We start from the raw sequence: 16205 nt of genomic DNA, 5'->3' as shown, positions 1-16205 counted from the left end.
TCAGCGCATCCTCACCACAAAGGAACTGTAGACGACTGCGTCGCCGGAATACTTGCCGTCATCGTTGGCCTTGCCCAACTCGAAGAAGTATTTCCCCGAGGTCAGCTGGGTTCCGGCATTGATGACCGGCCAGGAATTGCCCACCTTGTACTGGCGGTTCACCAGATCCTTGAGCTTCTTGGAGTCGATCTCTTTACCCGACTTGGTGTTCTCGTTGAACACACGGACAGGGCGGCTGTCGTCGACGGTGATGACCAGGTCGTTCAGGACGCCCTTGGGAATCTCCACCATGCCCCACCAGTACTCGGGCGAATTCTTGACCACTCCACGGAACTTGGCGGGGCGGCTCTTCTGGTCCGGGCCCTTGGCACCAGGAACGGGGTTGAACATGCCGATGAGCATGGGTTGCACGGCCTTGCCGCGGCTAGCGATCTCGGCGGCGATGGCCGCGTCCTTCTTGGCCTTCTCGATTTCGGCGGTGACCACGGCAATGCGAGCCAGCAGCTCCTGCTTCTGGGTCTCGACGTCCTTGAGCATGTCCTTGTCGATCACCCTGGGGTACTTGGCGGCGAAGGCCACGACATCGGCCTGCAGGCTGTCGATGTTGGCCTTGGTCTGCTGGTTGAACGCCAGCATGTCGTCGAGGGTCATGTTGCCGACCTTATCCGGGTCGGGCTGGCGGGCGAACTCCTCGCCGATTCGATCTTTGAACGAGTAGGCGTGGTTGCGCAGGGTCCGCTCCATCTCGTTGCGGGCGTCGACCTTTTTGCGGCGTGTGCGGTCCGACGCCAAAGCGATGATGGACCCTGCAGGATAGTTGCCGACTTTCTGAATGTCTGCCATGTCGGCCTCGACCTTGCCGTACTCGGCGATGGCTGCTTCGTAGCCAGCGATCTTGTCGTCGAGGGCGTCTTTGCCACGGGCAGCAGTCAAGAGATCATCAGGACCTTTTTCCCTGGCCCGGAAGTCCGCGATGGCAGCCAACTCCTTGTTCTCGGGGGCGTAATCGACGGCGTCGCCCAAGAAGTCGCTGGAACTCTTCATGAACTCCCTGGCGTTCGCGATCCGATTGGCGTTGAGCCGCAAGCGGACCACGGCCTTGGCCACGGGGGCGAGCTGGGTCTTGATGTCGGCGGGCAACTTGAGTTCAGAGGGGAAGCCGCTGGCAACCTTGACGGCGTTATTCCAGCCAGCCACCAGAGGGGGCTCCGCGGTCACCGGCAAGGCGGCGGCGGCGTCGACGGTCTTATCGAGCTCGGTCTTTTGGTCCAGGTAGCCCATCCATTGGCTCTTGACATTGGCCGCCTGGATGTTGGACCAGTAGCCCCGGGCAGCTTCAAAGTTGCCGGCATTCCACTCCTTCACGCCGCCAGCTATCAGCTCGTCGTCCTTCATCATCGAAAACTTGATGCCTGCGCACGAGGCCAGGGCGAGGGCCAGAACGGCCAGGATCACGACTTTCAGTTTTTTCATTGGGCCTCCCGGACCACGCGGAATCCGATGTCGCTAGCGCCCTGACTCGGGTCGACAGCACGGCGGTTGGAAATACGGAGATCATTGGGGCCGTCCATCCAGGATCCGCCCTTGACGATTTTGTAGGAAGGATCGGCGCTCATGTTGGCGTCGGGGGACGTTGAAGTCCACTGCCACACGTTGCCGACCATGTCGTTCAGACCCAGGGGATTCTTGCCATTGGGGAAGGAACCCGCCGGCGAGGGGTGGCTGAACTTCTTGTTGTTCGAGTAGTTGGCCCGGACTCCATCGGTGGGCGCCTGATCGCCCCAAGGGAAGATCGAACTTTGACCGGCCCGAGCGGCGATTTCGTACTCGTCTTCGGTCGGCAGACGGAACTTCTGGCCGGTGGCGGTCGACAACCAAGCGGTGTAGCGAACCGCCTGCTCGTAACTGACACCCACGACGGGCTGGTCGGCGCCGTTGAAGTTGTCCGAGTCGAGGTACTCGGGCCACTCACTTTGGGGCACGTTGGCGGCGTCGAGGTAGGAGCGGAACTGGCTGTTGGTCACTGGACTCTTGGCGATGGCGAAGGCGGCGACGGTGACGGTCCGTGGCTTCTCGTTGCCACTGGCGCGGCGATCATGATCGACCTTGCCGACCGTGTAGGTGCCTGCGGCCACGCTGGCCAGACTGTCGGCAACTTGGGCCAGTTCCTCGGCGTTGCGGTAGGACGCCTCGGTTTTCAAGCCAGCGTCGAGGGACGCCAGGAACGCCACTTCTGGCGCCTTGCGGGAAAAGTCGCCGGTGATCGTTAGCACGGCCCGCGTGTTCTTAAAGGCGTCGCCGCTGGGATAAGCAAAGGCCGCCGTTCCCTTGGCATCGGTGACGACGCTCTGGGCGGGAGCCTTGGCGTCGGCCGCGGACCAGACCACACTCAAAGGCAATCCGACCACGGGAACGCCATCCTTGGCGGTGACGGTAACGACGAAGGGAGCCCCACCTTGAACCAAGCCATCCTTGGGGTTCAGACTGACCTTGGAGCCTGCCAGTTGCGCGGCAGCCCAGGTCTCGATGGTTTGCGAGAGGAGCGGGGACGAGGCGTCGCCAGTGCGCAGCGTCAAGGCGACGCCCGCGCGATAAAGGCCAGCGTCGATCTGGACGACTTGAGAGAGACGGTCTCCCAAGGCACCCTTGCCCTTAACGACTGCGTCGAACTTGGGACCCAGGTCGGCAGCCAGCTTGGACGTCCGAGCGGCTTCGGCCTTGGCCCAGTCGGCGCTCGACACACGGTAGGAGGCCTGGAAGAGGTTGCCCTTCTTGTCCGCGGTGTAAGGACGGGTCGCCACCGCGGCCACCGCAGCCTTCATCTCAGCGGTCAGAACGACCTTGTTCTTCTTCTCTCTTTTGATGGCGCCGCTTTCGGTGAGCAAGTTGTAAACCAGATCATCGAAGGCCGTCGCCTGAGCCTCGGCCTCGGAGGCACCCGAGCCGAACCCGTAGTAGTAACCGGCCTCCCTATGGGTGGCGACAAAGTCGGTACTGGCTGCGTGCGACACCGTCGAAAACGCCACTATCCAACAGGTCGCCAGCGTGTATATGTGCTTCTTCATTCGTCCTTTCCGGGTCTCCGTCGGCCGGATTCCCCCAATTGGCAATATCCTAGGGCAGACCGTCCTGCTTTCAGGCCGGTCAGCCGCGTTTTTGCGCTTTGTTTCAAACTTTGCGGACTTTGAATCCGAAATCCCGGCTTGACGGGCACCGTGGCGCAGTCCGGAGTGTGACATCGAACGCTGCCCCAGCCCCTATTGGTAACCATTGGTGACATTGCGCACCCGCATACCCCCGCATACCCATTGGGGTGGACGATGACCACAGAGGCCGCATCTTCAACCACGTGACAGCGCAAGGAAAGCGATATGTACCTGAAACGCCAATCGCCGTCGTGGCCGTGACTGCAGCTCTTCCTCTCGCTGTTCGCGCAAGCCGCGATGGACTAAGCATCGACCTTGATTGGCGTGTGAACGCATTTTCAGATGAAGCTCCGCCGAAACTGGGCGAGTTCGCCTCATGCACTGCCGCATTGAACAGATCGAAGGGAGATTCACCGGCCCCCGCTGATGTCGCGGTAAGAACGAGTGGACAATTCCAAAAGTTTGCAGCGGGCGCTGCCCAAGTCGGTCTCCACCAACGTCGCAAGGAACCCCACCGAGCGGGAACGGTTCCCTCGCTAGGCTACGTGCAGCGGTTGCCCTAATGCGCAGGCCCTCTTTTCCATGACTTTCGCTCACCTTCCGTCTCGACCGTTTCACTCACTGCGCCCGAACTTGCGGATGCGTCAGTGCGCGCGTCTGCTGACAGTTGGCGTCATCGCAGTCGGGCTAAGTCAATTGGCCGGTTGCGCGGCCCAGCTCTGGCCGCCATCGAGCTGGTCGCTGTCGGTGGATTTGCCTTTTCTGGATCGGCAGCCGGTCACGGACACGGCTCCCATCCCAAACGCCACGCCTGTGCCAACACGCCCAAAAGATCTGGGCACCGCCGCCGAGGCGCTCGCCTACGCCGAGGCGCTGTGCGCCTTGTCGCCCGACGCGCTGGACGCTGAAATCGAACGCCTCCAAGCCATGGCAAGCCAAGACGGCCACAGCGCGCTGCACGAGCAACAACTTGCGTTTGCTCAGCGGCTTGCGCTGCGGCTCGCGTCACTGCGCGCAGAGCAACAACGCCTGCAAGAATTCAACGATCAACAGGCACAACTTCTGCGTGAACGGCAGCAACGCATCGAGCAGTTGAACGGCCAGATCGCCGCGATGCGCGCCGTTGAGGACAGCCTGCCTCAGGCGACGCCCCTGCCTTCCTCCAAGGCTCCGATCGGGCCCGGGCCTGCGAACCCGCCCTCCCCCCACACCGACCCGGACAAAGCGGGTTCCACGCCATGAGCGCCAGTCCAGTCTCCACCACCTTGCTCGTCGTCGACGACGATGCGGACATGTTGCGCCTGCTCACCTTGCGGCTGGAGGCCGCGGGCTACCGCGTGCTCACGGCCGCCTCGGCGGAAACTGCGCTGACCCAGCTCGCGCTGGAACGTCCTCAACTGGTGCTGTCGGACGTGCGACTGCCAGGCAAGGACGGACTGGCCTTGTTCGATGAAATCCACGGTCAACACCCCATGCTGCCGGTCATTCTGCTCACCGCGCATGGCTCCATTCCAGACGCGGTGGAAGCCACGTCGCGCGGTGTCTACACCTACCTGACCAAGCCCTTCGATGGCAAGGAGCTGCTCGACAAGATCGCACAGGCCCTCGCGCTGCACAGCGCCCACGCCTCGGACACCGCCGCCGCGGCCAGCACAGCCGCGAACGAACCTTGGCGCGCCGACATCGTCAGCCGCTCCGCCCGCATGGCCGAACTGCTGGCCGAAACGCGCATGGTGGCACGCAGCGACGCCAGCGTGCTGCTGCGTGGCGACAGCGGAACGGGCAAGGAACTGCTGGCACGCGCCATCCACAACGCCAGCGCGCGCGCGAAAAAGCCGTTTGTCGCAGTGAACTGCGGCGCCATTCCGGAAAACCTGTTGGAAAGCGAGCTGTTTGGTCACGTCAAGGGTGCCTTCACAGACGCGCACACCAACCACAAAGGGCTTTTCCAGGCGGCGGACGGCGGCACTTTGCTGCTGGACGAAATCGGAGACATGCCACTGGCCTTGCAAGTCAAGTTGCTGCGCGTGCTGCAAGAACGCGCGGTGCGCCCGCTGGGTGCGGCGCAATCCATCCCGGTGGATGTGCGCATCGTGAGCGCCACCCACCGTGATCTGGATGCCGCGCTCGCCGCTGGCCATTTCCGCGAAGATTTGTATTACCGCCTGAATGTCGTCACGCTGCACCTACCCACCTTGGCGGAGCGGCGCGAGGACATTCCGCTGCTGGCCAATCACTTTCTACGCAAGCTCGCAGGCAAATACGGCAATGAGGAAAAAGGGCGCAAGCTGGCGGGCTTCGCGCCCGAGGCACTCAAGGCCCTGGCCACCGCGCCCTGGCCAGGAAATGTGCGCCAACTGCACAACGTGGTGGAACAGGTCTGCGCCTTGGCCACCACGCCCTTGGTGCCCCTGACCTTGGTGCAGCGCGCGCTGCGCACCCCCTCGGTCGAGGTACTCAGCTATGCCGAAGCAAAACAGCGCTTCGAACGCGACTACTTGGTCAATCTCCTGAAGCTGACCGATGGTCATGTGGCGGACGCTGCGCGCCTGGCGGACCGCAACCGCACCGAGTTCTACCGTCTGCTGCAAAAGCACGGACTGACCCCAGGTCGCTTCAAGACGGGCGGCGAGACCAATGTCCCAGGAACCAGTTCGCCCCCGTCATCGAATTCATCTGTCGCCCCAGAACGACATGGCCAAGTGCTTGATGAATAAGGAGTTTTTACCGTATGGCGTTGAGGCCGTCGGGCCTTTGTCGCCACGCAGCGACAAAAACAAGGGGTTAGCGGAACTTTTTCACGAAACTTTACCGCTCGCTCTGAAAAACCATCACAAGCCGTTGATTTAAAAAGAAATTTTTGGGGTGGCACGGCATTTGCCCTGATCAGGGCATGCCTGCACTCTCTTCCCGTCTCTCCACCCGCTCTTCAGACGGCGGTGGCCCCGCCTCTGCGGCTGGCACCGGCTCAACACAAGCGGGTCTGTCGTCCACCTGCGACAGCACGCACGACGCCGCCACCGCCCCGCCCCTGCATCGCGGCAGCATGCCTACCCAACCCTGGGTGGGCTTCTGGCGAGGCGTGGGCCTGGGCCTGAGCGCAACCCTGCGGCGCCTGCTGACGCCTTGGTCACCTTCAGCGCAGCCCCTAGGAGCGGCGCAGGCCTCGAATGCCGCGCGACAACGCGCCGGTCACCAACGCCGCCGCGTCTTCATGCTGCTGATCGCGGCCTCCACCGCCGGCACCGCGGCCCTGTTCATGCATGCCCAGCCCTTGGCGCCGACCGCCCTGGCTGGCTGGATGCAAATCGCCCAAATTGCGCTGTACGCGCTGCTGTCGGCCTGGGTGACCTCCGGCTTCGTGACGGCGCTGATGGGGGCCTGGGTCCTGCTGCGCGGCGACCGCCATGCGCTCTCGGGCCGGGCCGTGCGGCAGCACCGCATGAACCTCGAAGCACGGACCGCGGTCATCATGCCGATTTGCCATGAAGACGTGTCCACGGTCTTCGCAGGCTTGCGGGCCACCTGCGAGTCGCTGTCCGCGACGGCACGTGCCCAAGGCTTCGCGGCCGGACAATTCGATGTGTTCGTGCTGTCCGACAGCAGTCGCCCTGAGGTGCTGGCTGCAGAGCGCACGGCCTGGGAAGAGCTGCGCGCGACGCTGGCCGCCAGCCACGCCCAGGCCGGTCTGCCGCAGGTCGAGGTCTACTACCGCGCGCGCCGCCGTCGGACGCACCGGAAAGCGGGCAACGTGGCGGATTTTTGCCGCCGCTGGGGACGGGACTACCGCTATATGGTCGTGCTCGACGCCGACAGCGTGATGAGCGGCGACGCGCTCGCCACCCTGGTCAAGCTGATGGAGGCCAATCCGCAGGCGGGCATCATCCAGACCGCCACCCAGGCCGTGGGGCACGTCACGCTGCACGCGCGTGCGCAGCAGTTCGCCAGCCGCGTCACGGGGCGTCTCTTCACCCTGGGCATGCAGTTCTGGCAACTGGGCGAGTCGCACTACTGGGGACACAACGCCATCATCCGCGTCGAGCCCTTCATGCGGCATTGCGGACTGGCGCCCATCGAGGGCCAGGGCGGCCTGAGCGGTCCCATCCTCTCGCACGACTTCGTCGAAGCCGCGCTGATGCGCCGCGCGGGCTGGGAGGTCTGGCTGGTCTCGGATGTGGGCGGCAGCTACGAGCAGCAGCCGCCGGACCTGCTGGCCGAGCTGCAGCGCGACCGCCGCTGGTGCCAAGGCAATCTGCAAAACGCCCGGCTGATGGCCGAGCCCGGCATGCACCCCGTCCACCGCGCCATGTTCGTGACGGGGGCCCTCTCCTACATTTCCGCGCCGCTGTGGCTCGCCTTCCTCACCCTGGGCGGCGTGCTGTGGTTCAACGGTGCGGGCCACGCGGGTCTGGGCTCCGCGTGGATTGGCACGGGAACGCTGAACAGCGATCTGGGCTGGCTCTGGGCTTGGACCTTGTGCCTGCTCTTCGTGCCACGCCTCTTGGGTTTGACTGCGGTGCTGCTCAAGCGTGAACAGCATTTCCACGGTGGCACGCGCAAGCTGCTGCAAAGTGCCTTGCTGGAAGCGCTGCTGGCCCTGCTGCAGGCACCCATCCGCATGATCGCTCACAGCCTATTCGTGCTGATCGCGCTCACCGGCTGGAAGCTGGAGTGGAAATCCCCGCCGCGCGAAGCCGCCGCCGTGCCGTGGGCGCACGCTCTGCGCCAATTTGCGCCGGCGAGCTTGGCACTTTTGCTGCTGGTGGGCGGTGTGGCGGCCTTTGAGTCCTGGAACGCTGCGGACATCGGTTATCCGCTGTGGTCGCTGCTGCTCATCCTGCTGCCCGTGGGCCTTCCGCTGCTGCTGGCCGCGCCGCTGACGGTGCTCAGCAGCCAGCCCGGCCTGGGTTCGGCATTGCGCGCGAGACAATGGCTGCTGATCCCGCAAGAGGCGTGGCCTCATGCCGTGTTGCGCCGCGCTTGGCGGCATGCGGGAAGCTAATGATCTTCTCTTCCTAGCCTGGCGTGCTGCCAGCCCGCACGGGCTGGCAGCACGGCTGTCACAGCGGCGCCGCGCTAATCAAAGAGTCAAAGACGCGGCATTCCGGGCGGCAGGCCCTTCATCCCTGGCATGCCACCCATGCGCTTCATCATCTTCATGAGGCCGCCACCCTTCATCTTCTTCATCATGTCTTGCATCTGCTCGAACTCCTTGAGCAGCCGGTTCACGTCCTGAACCTGCACCCCAGCGCCCAGGGCAATGCGACGCTTGCGCGTGGCCTTGATGAGTTCGGGTTTGCTGCGCTCCCTGGGCGTCATGCTGTGGATGATGCCCTGCTTGCGGCGCATGTCTTTCTCGACCTTGGCCGTGTCCACCTGACCCGCCTTGGCGGCAAGCTGGCCCGGCAACTTGTCCATCAGGCTGGCCAGGCCCCCCATCTGGTTCATCTGCTGAAGCTGAGCCAGGAAATCGTTGAGGTCAAAGCTCGCGCCACTCTTGACCTTGGCCGCGAGTTTTTGCGCGGCCTCGATGTCCACGTTGGCCGTGACTTGCTCAACCAGGGCCACGATGTCGCCCATGCCCAGCACACGCCCCGCGTGACGCTCGGCGTCGAAGACTTCCAAGCCGTCGATCTTCTCGCTCACGCCCGCGAACTTGATGGGCGCACCCGTGACGGCGCGCACGGAGAGCGCCGCGCCACCACGTGAATCGCCATCCATCTTGGTCAGCACGATGCCAGTCAGAGGCAGCGCTTCCTTGAAGGCCTTGGCGGTGTTCACCGCGTCCTGGCCTTGCATGGCGTCCACGACGAACAGCGTTTCCACCGGATCCAAGATGCCATGCAGGTCCTGGATTTCCTTCATCAAGGCTTCATCGATGGCCAAGCGACCCGCCGTGTCCACCAGCAGCACATCGAAGTAGTGCTTCTTGGCGTAATCCAGCGCGGCACGGGCGATGTCGGCGGGCTTCTGGTCGGGCGTGCTGGGGAACCACTCGGCCCCGGCCTGGGCCGTGACGGTCTTGAGCTGCTCGATGGCGGCAGGGCGGTACACGTCGCCCGACACCGTCAGTACCTTCTTCTTGCGCTTGGTGATCAGGTGGCGGGCCAGTTTGGCCGTGGTGGTGGTCTTGCCCGCGCCTTGTAGGCCAGCCATCAGGATGACCGCGGGCGGCTGAGCGGCGAGGTTGATGTCGGCTGGGCCTTTGAGGGCGCCGGACTCGTCCACCTCGCCCATGGTGGCGGCGAGCTCGCGGTTGACCACCCCAACCAAGGCCTGACCGGGTGTGAGCGATCCCACGACGGCCTGGCCCAGGGCTTTGTCCTTGACGCGGGTGATGAAGTCGCGCACCACGGGCAGGGCCACGTCGGCCTCGAGCAGGGCCATGCGCACTTCGCGCAGCATGTCGGCCACGTTGCCCTCGGTGATGCGGGCCTGGCCGCGCATTTCCTTGACGATGCGCGAGAGTTTGTCGGTAAGGGCGTTGGCCATGAATGAAAACCACTCTCTATACTTAGGTCCGTGATTTTATCGAGCGCCCCTCATCTCCCTGCCTGACACCATGCCTTTCGCAATCCCCTTTCACGCGCTGCTGCCGGGCTTGGTGTGCGCGCTGGCTTACGTGGTGTCAGCGCTGAGCCCGGGCCGGGGCGCCCGTGCAGCGCTCGGCCTGGCGTGGCTGTTGCACGCCCTCCTGCTCGGGGTGGGGCTCGGCCTATGGCACGACGAGCCTCACTTCGGTTTCGCGCCGGCCCTCTCGGTCACGGTCTGGCTGGTGGTGGCGGTCTACGCCGTCGAGGCCCGTTACTACCCAGCACTCCAGTCGCGGCGCGCGTTGCCCGCCCCGCTGGCGGCGCTGTGCTTGGTGGCCGTGGTGTTGAGCCTGTTTTTCCCCGGGCAGGTGATCACCCACCATGGGGCCCTGCTCCTGCCCTTGCACTGGGCGCTGGGCATCGCCTCGTACGGCCTGTTCGCCGTGGCCGTGGTGCATGCCTTGCTGATGTTGCGAGCCGACGCGCGCATCCGCCATGCCAGCGACTCCGACAGCGGCCTGCCCTTGCTGACCCTTGAAAGGCTGACCTTCCGCTTCGTGACCGCGGGCTTCATCCTGCTCACGGCCACCTTGGCCGCTGGGCTGTTGTTTGACGAACACCTTTACGGCACACCCTGGAAATGGAACCACAAGATGGTGTTTTCCGTGCTGTCATGGCTGGTGTTCGCGGTGCTGCTGCACGGGCGCTGGCGCCTCGGCTGGCGAGGCTGGCGGGCAGCCCGCTGGCTGTTCACCGGCGCGGGGCTGCTGTTGCTGGCCTACGTGGGCTCGCGCTTCGTCCTTGAAATCGTGCTGCAGCGTTCGGCCTGACCCCATGAAGTTTCTGCTTTTCCTGCTGATCATTCTGTTGGCGGTCTGGCTGTGGCGCTCCGGCCGAACGGCCGAAGCTGAAACCAAACGAGCCTCGGACCCGACGCGCCGGTCGTCCCCCCAGACCGCGCCCGAGGACATGGTGCGCTGCGCGCATTGCGGCCTGCATCTGCCGCTGCGCGAAGCGATTGCCAGTTCCAGCGCGCACTACTGCAGCGTCGAACACCGGCGGCTGGCGGAACCCGGAACCTATTGAGCATGGCCGAGGAACGGGCCAACGATGGGGCATGGCATGGAGGCTGGTACAGCCCCGCACAGCGGCTGGATTCGCCCAACTTCGGCCCGCGCCCGGCGAGGGATGGCGACGATGGCCAGGCGCCCGTGATCGATCTCATCGTCTTGCACTCGATCAGCCTACCGCCTGGCCAGTACGGCGGTGATGCGGTGCAGCGGCTGTTCACCAACACGCTGGATTGGAACGCCCACCCCTATTTCAAGTCCATCGAAGGTTTGCAGGTGTCTGCCCACTTCTACGTACGGCGCGACGGCGAACTCTGGCAGTTCGTGAGCTGCGATGACCGCGCTTGGCATGCCGGCGTCTCGCATTACTGCGGGCGTGACAACTGCAATGACTTTTCCATCGGCATCGAGTTGGAAGGCCTGGAAGGCGACAGCTTCGAACCAGCGCAGTACGACACACTGACTCGCCTGTGCGCGGCCCTGGCCCTGCGTTATCCCGTGCGACAGATTGCGGGGCACGAACACATCGCACCCGGCCGCAAGGCCGACCCAGGACCGGGCTTTCAATGGCGACAACTGCAAGCCCGCCTCGATTGGCCCGTTCAGTACTTTCCCGAAGTCAGCACAAGCTGACTTGCCTGAGCGATCGACGCGCAGGACGATGTTGCGTTTTGCGCGGCGCGTGACGCACGCATCACACCACGCAAACAAGCGGCCCGCCGGCCCGTTTCCACGTTTGGGCCGCGTGCTGTCTGGATGGCCGCTCACGCATTGCGGAGTGGCAAGGGCTGCGCACATGCATGACCGGTTCATGAACACCAAAGCACGCCGCACGGGCTCGCCCTGGCGCGTTTCAAGCCCATGCCATGTGGGCCTGCTCCAGTAACTTTTGCACACCGGCGTGACCTTCTTCACGCGCTTTCGGACGAATGCACCGCTACACTACGGGTAGTGGATTGCCTCCGTCGCACCCCCTACCTATAGTGTTTCCAGCCCCAGAAACATTTCGCGCCACGAACATAGATTTGCCAGACACGAGGAAAAGATGCAAACCGGCCTGATCACTCCCCCATCCTCCCATTCCCTAGCCACCACGTCCTTGCCGCAAGGTGCCGGTATGACGCACGGCGTGGCCTTGGGCGCCAGCAGCGCGCTCGCCCATTACCAAATCATTCGCCGCAACGGCGCCGTCGTGCCCTTTGAGCCGAGCAAGATTGCCGTGGCGCTGATGAAAGCCTTCCTGGCCGTGCACGGCGCGCAAGGCGCGGCCTCGGCCAGCGTGCGCGAAACGGTGGACGGCCTGACTCAGGCCGTGGTGCGCGCGCTGACGCGCTCGCGCCCGGGCGGTGGCACCTTCCATATCGAAGACGTGCAAGACCAAGTGGAGCTGGGCCTGATGCGCGGCGGCCACCACGAGGTGGCCCGTGCTTATGTGCTCTATCGCGCCAAACGCGCCGAGGAGCGCGCCCAGCAAGCAGCGCAGGCGGCCCCGCAAACGCCCGTGCTGCACGTCACGGACCACGGCCAACGCGTGGCGCTGGACCTGAACCGCCTGCAACGTCTGATCGAAAGTGCCTGCTCCAATCTGTCGGCTGACGTGAAGCCAGAGCCCATCGTGGCCGAAACCCTGCGCAACCTCTATGACGGCGTGCCGCTGGAAGAGGTTTACAAGGCCGCCATCCTGGCCGCTCGCACCCTGATCGAGAAGGACCCGGACTACACCTACGCCACCGCGCGCCTGCTGTTCCACACCATCGCCAAGGAGGTGCTGGGCCGCGACGTGCAGCCGTCTGAGATGAAGCAGGCCTATGCCGACTACTTCCCCGGTTTCGTCAAGAAGGGCGTGGACGCCGAGCTGCTGAACCCCGAGCTGCTGCAGTACGACCTCAAGCGCCTGGGCGCGGCACTCAAATCCGAACGCGACCAGCAGTTTGACTACCTGGGCCTGCAAACCCTGTATGACCGCTATTTCCTGCACGTCAAGAAGACGCGCATCGAACTGCCGCAGGCCTTCTTCATGCGCGTGGCCATGGGACTGGCGCTGAACGAAATCGACCGCGAAGCCCGCGCCATCGAGTTCTACGAAGTGCTGTCGTCCTTCGACTTCATGTCGTCGACGCCCACGCTGTTCAACAGCGGGACGCTGCGCAGCCAGCTCTCCAGCTGCTACCTGACCACGGTGCCGGACGATCTGGATGGTATTTACGAATCCATCAAGGAAAACGCCCTGCTGTCCAAGTTCGCGGGCGGCCTGGGCAATGACTGGACGCGCGTGCGCGCGCTGGGCAGCCACATCAAGGGCACGAACGGTGAGTCTCAAGGCGTCGTGCCTTTCCTGAAAGTGGTGAACGACACCGCCGTGGCGGTGAACCAGGGCGGCAAACGCAAAGGCGCGGTTTGCACCTACTTGGAAACCTGGCACCTGGACATCGAGGAATTCCTTGAGCTGCGCAAGAACACAGGTGACGACCGCCGCCGCACCCACGACATGAACACGGCCAACTGGATTCCGGACCTGTTCATGCGCCGCGTGATGGAAAAGGGCGAGTGGACCCTGTTCTCGCCCTCCGACGCGCCTGATCTGCACGACTTGTTTGGCTCGGCCTTCGAAAAGGCCTATGTGGCCTACGAAGCCAAGGCCAAGCGTGGTGAACTCAAGCCCAGCAAGACCGTGCCCGCGGTCGACCTGTGGCGCAAGATGCTTTCGATGCTGTTCGAAACCGGCCACCCCTGGATCACCTTCAAGGACGCCTGCAACGTGCGCTCACCCCAGCAGCACGCGGGCGTTGTGCACTCGTCCAACCTGTGCACCGAGATCACGCTCAACACCAGCGACACCGAAACCGCGGTCTGCAACCTGGGCTCGGTCAACCTGAAGCAGCACATCACGGACGGCAAGCTCGACCACGAGAAGCTGAAGAAGACCATCGGCACTGCCATGCGCATGCTGGACAACGTGATCGACATCAACTATTACGCCGTCAAGAAGGCGCGCGACAGCAACCTGCGCCACCGCCCCGTGGGCCTGGGCCTGATGGCCTTCCAGGATGCGCTCTATGAAATGCGCATCCCCTACGCCAGCGACGCGGCGGTGCAATTCGCCGACGAATCGATGGAAGCCATTTGCTACTACGCCTACTGGGCCTCGACCGAGCTGGCCCGGGAGCGCGGTGTTTACTCCAGCTACCAAGGGTCGCTCTGGAGCAAGGGCATCCTGCCGCCGGACACGCTGGAACTGCTGGCGCGCGAACGCGGCGGCTACGTCGAAGTTGATCGTTCCGCCACCCTGGATTGGGAACTCCTGCGCAAGAAGATCGCCGCCGACGGCATGCGCAACAGCAACTGCGTGGCCATCGCCCCGACCGCGACGATTTCCAACATCATCGGCGTGGACGCGTCCATCGAGCCCTGCTTCGGCAACCTGTCGGTCAAGTCCAACCTGTCTGGCGAGTTCACGATCATCAACGGCTACCTGGTCAAGGACCTCAAGCGCCTGGGCTTGTGGGACGAGGTGATGGTGATGGACCTGAAGCACTTCGACGGCTCCCTGCTGCCCATTGATCGCGTGCCCCAGGACATCAAGGCCTTGTACGCCACGGCCTTCGAGGTCGAGCCGAGCTGGCTGGTCGAAGCCGCCGCGCGCCGCCAGAAGTGGATCGACCAGGCCCAGTCGCTCAACATCTACATGGCGGGCGCCTCGGGCAAGAAACTGGACGACACCTACAAGTTGGCCTGGACCCGCGGTTTGAAGACCACCTACTACCTGCGCACCACCAGCGCCACACAGGCGGAAAAGTCCACCGTCGCCGCCGGCCGCCTGAACGCCGTGTCCTCGGGTTCTTCCGAGGTCGGCGCCGCGGCCGCGACGCCGGTCGCCTCCAAGCCTGCCAGCGCGAAGAAGGTCAGCGCGCTCGAGGCGGCAGCAGCCGCTGCGCAGTCGCAGATGGCCGTCGCAGCGACCGACATCAAGTTCTGCGCCATCGACGACCCGGGCTGCGAAGCCTGCCAGTGAAGCAAGCCGCGGTGCACACCTCGCACGCACCGCGCGCGCGTCGACTCCCATGCTCCCAGTCACTCACGCAAAGTGCGTGCTGGGGACCACGACGCGCGATGCAATAGAGCAACAAAACAAGCGGCGGTGTGAATGAACACTTTGCAATTCAGATCGCTGCTCACATAATTCAGGAATTGGATCTCTCTATGTTGTCCTGGGACGAAGAAGTCAAACCCACATCGCCAGCCCCCACCGCTGGCGTCGCCCGTTTGTCCCCGACGCCGGCACCCGCGCACTCACATCAGTTCTCGCAGGCTGCGCTGTCCTCCACCACTCTCGCTGACACGCCGGTCGCAAGCCCTCGTTCACCCGCCGTCTCGGCGCCATCGGGCACCAACCGCATCAAGGCCTCCGACAAGCGCATCATCAACGGTCAGACCGACGTCAACCAGCTGGTGCCGTTCAAGTACAAGTGGGCCTGGGAAAAATACCTCGCCACCTGCGCCAACCACTGGATGCCGCAGGAAGTGAACATGAATCGCGACATCGCACTCTGGAAGGACCCGAACGGCCTTTCGGAAGACGAGCGCCGCATCATCAAGCGCAACCTGGGTTTCTTCGTCACGGCGGATTCGCTGGCGGCCAACAACATCGTGTTGGGCACCTACCGCCATATCACGGCGCCGGAGTGCCGCCAGTTCCTGCTGCGCCAGGCCTTTGAAGAGGCCATTCACACCCACGCTTACCAATACATTGTGGAATCGCTGGGGCTGGACGAGTCCGAGATCTTCAACGCGTACCACGAGGTCCAGTCCATCCGCGACAAGGACGAGTTCCTGATCCCGTTCATCGACGCGATCATGGATCCGAACTTCCACACCGGCACCCTGGCGACCGACCAGACTCTGCTCAAGAGCCTGATCGTCTTCGCCTGCCTGATGGAAGGCCTGTTCTTCTACGTCGGCTTCACCCAAATCCTGGCCCTGGGCCGCCAGAACAAGATGACGGGCGCCGCCGAGCAGTACCAGTACATCCTGCGCGACGAGTCCATGCACTGCAACTTCGGCATTGACCTGATCAATCAGATCAAGCTCGAGAACCCGCAGCTCTGGACGCCCGAGTTCAAGACCGAGATCAAGGCCCTATTCGAGAAAGCCGTCGAACTGGAATACCGCTACGCCGAGGACACCATGCCGCGCGGCGTGCTGGGCCTGAACGCCTCCATGTTCAAGGGCTATCTGCGCTACATCGCCAACCGGCGCGCCACCCAGATCGGACTGGAACCGCTCTTCCCCAACGAGGAAAACCCCTTCCCTTGGATGAGCGAGATGATCGACCTGAAGAAAGAACGCAATTTCTTCGAAACCCGCGTCATCGAGTACCAGTCCGGCGGCGCGCTGTCCTGGGACTGAGCGCAAGGCAAACAAATCAATCTATGGCTTCACGAATCGCATGGACTCCC

General features: G+C 63.7%; 11 protein-coding genes. 8 read left to right on the top strand and 3 right to left on the bottom strand.

Annotation, left to right across the window (positions count from 1 at the left end):
- Positions 1 to 1473: a hypothetical protein gene (locus tag ACLBKS_RS06500; RefSeq protein WP_410191987.1), complete on the bottom strand. Its 1473-nt coding sequence runs from the start codon at positions 1471 to 1473 to the stop codon at positions 1 to 3.
- Positions 1470 to 3065 carry an SUMF1/EgtB/PvdO family nonheme iron enzyme gene (locus ACLBKS_RS06495; RefSeq protein WP_410191986.1) on the bottom strand — a complete coding sequence of 532 codons (1596 nt, stop codon included), beginning with the start codon at positions 3063 to 3065 and terminating at the stop codon, positions 1470 to 1472. Before ACLBKS_RS06495 ends, ACLBKS_RS06500 begins: the two co-directional genes overlap by 4 nt.
- Positions 3066 to 3728: 663 nt before the next feature.
- Here ACLBKS_RS06495 and ACLBKS_RS06490 point away from each other — a divergent pair.
- From ACLBKS_RS06490 to mdoH, 3 genes are all read left to right on the top strand, one after another.
- A complete protein-coding gene (locus tag ACLBKS_RS06490; protein WP_410191985.1) occupies positions 3729 to 4388 on the top strand; it encodes a hypothetical protein in 660 nt (219 codons plus the stop codon).
- Positions 4385 to 5863, top strand: coding sequence for a sigma 54-interacting transcriptional regulator (locus tag ACLBKS_RS06485; RefSeq protein WP_410191984.1), 1479 nt, complete (start codon positions 4385 to 4387; stop codon positions 5861 to 5863). The genes ACLBKS_RS06490 and ACLBKS_RS06485 overlap by 4 nt, the downstream gene beginning before the upstream one ends.
- Before the next feature lie 176 nt (positions 5864 to 6039).
- On the top strand, positions 6040 to 8148 hold the full coding sequence (gene mdoH / locus ACLBKS_RS06480) for a glucans biosynthesis glucosyltransferase MdoH (protein ID WP_410191983.1): 2109 nt from the start codon (positions 6040 to 6042) through the stop codon (positions 8146 to 8148).
- Positions 8149 to 8234: 86 nt separating this feature from the next.
- Here mdoH and ffh read toward each other — a convergent pair whose 3' ends face one another.
- Entirely contained in the window at positions 8235 to 9638 is a 1404-nt protein-coding gene (gene ffh, locus ACLBKS_RS06475; RefSeq protein WP_410191982.1) for a signal recognition particle protein, read from the bottom strand.
- Positions 9639 to 9708: 70 nt separating this feature from the next.
- Between ffh and ACLBKS_RS06470 the strand changes: the two genes are divergently transcribed.
- From ACLBKS_RS06470 to ACLBKS_RS06450, 5 genes are all read left to right on the top strand, one after another.
- A complete protein-coding gene (locus ACLBKS_RS06470) occupies positions 9709 to 10509 on the top strand; it encodes an inner membrane protein YpjD (RefSeq protein ID WP_410191981.1) in 801 nt (266 codons plus the stop codon).
- A gap of 4 nt (positions 10510 to 10513) precedes the next feature.
- Positions 10514 to 10765, top strand: a complete 252-nt coding sequence (locus tag ACLBKS_RS06465) for a PP0621 family protein (RefSeq protein ID WP_410191980.1) — start codon at positions 10514 to 10516, stop codon at positions 10763 to 10765.
- A 2-nt stretch (positions 10766 to 10767) separates the two neighbouring features.
- Positions 10768 to 11382 (top strand): 1,6-anhydro-N-acetylmuramyl-L-alanine amidase AmpD, encoded by a 615-nt coding sequence (ampD, locus tag ACLBKS_RS06460; protein ID WP_410191979.1) that lies wholly within the window; start codon positions 10768 to 10770, stop codon positions 11380 to 11382.
- 412 nt (positions 11383 to 11794) lie between these two features.
- Positions 11795 to 14761 carry a ribonucleoside-diphosphate reductase subunit alpha gene (locus ACLBKS_RS06455; RefSeq protein WP_410191978.1) on the top strand — a complete coding sequence of 989 codons (2967 nt, stop codon included), beginning with the start codon at positions 11795 to 11797 and terminating at the stop codon, positions 14759 to 14761.
- A gap of 188 nt (positions 14762 to 14949) precedes the next feature.
- Positions 14950 to 16155, top strand: a complete 1206-nt coding sequence (locus tag ACLBKS_RS06450; RefSeq protein ID WP_410191977.1) for a ribonucleotide-diphosphate reductase subunit beta — start codon at positions 14950 to 14952, stop codon at positions 16153 to 16155.
- Positions 16156 to 16205 lie beyond the last annotated feature (50 nt).

The sequence above is a fragment of the Hylemonella sp. W303a genome (assembly GCF_046452315.1).
In the GTDB taxonomy this organism is placed as follows: domain Bacteria; phylum Pseudomonadota; class Gammaproteobacteria; order Burkholderiales; family Burkholderiaceae_C; genus Hylemonella.
The sequence above is the reverse complement of the archived record's forward strand: the minus strand, read 5'-3'. Positions and strand labels throughout refer to the sequence as shown.